The 1,328-nt window shown below is 36.7% G+C and carries 2 protein-coding genes and 1 pseudogene; all 3 read right to left on the bottom strand.

Annotation, left to right across the window (positions count from 1 at the left end; translation table 11 throughout):
- Positions 1-275: pseudogene (locus tag AC1DSE_RS35370) on the bottom strand (histidinol-phosphatase HisJ); the annotation flags it as partial.
- Positions 276-469: 194 nt separating this feature from the next.
- Positions 470-715 carry a PHP domain-containing protein gene (locus tag AC1DSE_RS35365; protein ID WP_441880893.1) on the bottom strand — a complete coding sequence of 82 codons (246 nt, stop codon included), beginning with the start codon at positions 713-715 and terminating at the stop codon, positions 470-472.
- Positions 716-812: 97 nt separating this feature from the next.
- On the bottom strand, positions 813-1,289 hold the full coding sequence (locus tag AC1DSE_RS35360; RefSeq protein WP_477529132.1) for a UPF0158 family protein: 477 nt from the start codon (positions 1,287-1,289) through the stop codon (positions 813-815).
- Positions 1,290-1,328 lie beyond the last annotated feature (39 nt).

Here is a 1,328-nt window from a genome sequence, read left to right as displayed (position 1 = left end):
CATTTAATCAGGAACCATTCAGGTACATACGCTTTCCCACATGTATCTACCCTTAATCCTGCCGTGTTCACATCAAGTCCAACATTCATTCTAAGGAGGAGCGGAATAATTTTCTCCATGCGATCTTTGATTTGCCCTTCATCTATTTCAGGCAAGACGGTTTTAAATTTTTCAATTAGATTAATATGTCCAATTCTTTTCCGTATAGAGAATTGGGAGATCCACTCAATTGCTTCTTCAATATAGTTGTAGTACTCATCAACAACCTTCTCCATCGTTCCGTAATGCTTTAATATATATTCTTTAAAATAATCTGGTCGGTAATCAATTAATCACATTCCACCCATACCGGGTATATAGTACACAGAATAAATAATGTCTTCTAAATCCTGATCAAAGTCATCTATTATTCTTTCAGTGAAATCAAGTTTACCTGGTAAGTAATCTAGCTCTAAACCAACAGCAACATCTATCTTTCCATTGTATTCTTGTTTTTATGCTTGGCATGTTCGATGTACAGAGAAAGCTCACTGTAAGGCATTGCTAGCCTTTTATATAACGAAGCATCATCGATCCAGTTCAATGGTAAAGGGGCATGTTCACTGAGCGTGTAACGCTCGAATCCTAAATTAATCGCTCGTTCTAAATATTCTTCTTGTGAAGTGCCACTACCATGATGACAGTATGGGGTATGGGAATGATCGTCCCATTTCAAATGAAGGTTCCTCCTTATACAAATTGACTGACGGCTTGACTCTTGTAGAGATATCTAATTGTCTAAAGCCATGTTTATCCTCCCAATAAATAACACTTCATTCTTCTATTACAAGACCCTTCTCTTTACACCATTCCATAACTAATTCCTTCACCTTTTTTTCTTTGAATTCATACCATTGTCTTTCGACGTCATGTTCAATGATTCCATCTTTAAATCTTCTAAATGCTCCTCTTCCTTGAATAGCTCCAAACAATTTTTCTCGAACCTCTGCTTTGTCTAATGTCTCAATAAATTCTTCTATTAGTTCATACTCATGGAACTCGTTTCTTAATGTGAATTCGAGGTAAACCTCGTCTTCATCCTCTATAATTTTTATGGCTTGTTCAATGTTCTCTCGTTCCCAATCCGGATAATTGTCAAGCAGCTCTTCATCTTCTGCCGCTCTCATCTCTTCTCTCGATAATGTTATTACTTCTCCTGTCTGGATGTTTAAGTATGTTAGGGTCTCATCCTTTTGAATTTCAATTTCAGTAATTAGATCATCTACTTTGACTGTTGCTGTTCTCTCCATTTCACATCTGTCCTTTCATTGAGATTCCTTCTACACCCC

The organism is Paenibacillus sp. 01L418, assembly GCF_056400045.1.
Note: the sequence above shows the minus strand (reverse complement) of the source record. Positions and strands in the feature narration are given on the sequence as shown.

Excerpts from the sequence above, each read along its gene's own strand:
- AC1DSE_RS35360 (WP_477529132.1), bottom strand. The coding sequence starts at position 1,289 with ATGGAGAGAACAGCAACAGTCAAAGTAGATGATCTAATTACTGAAATT.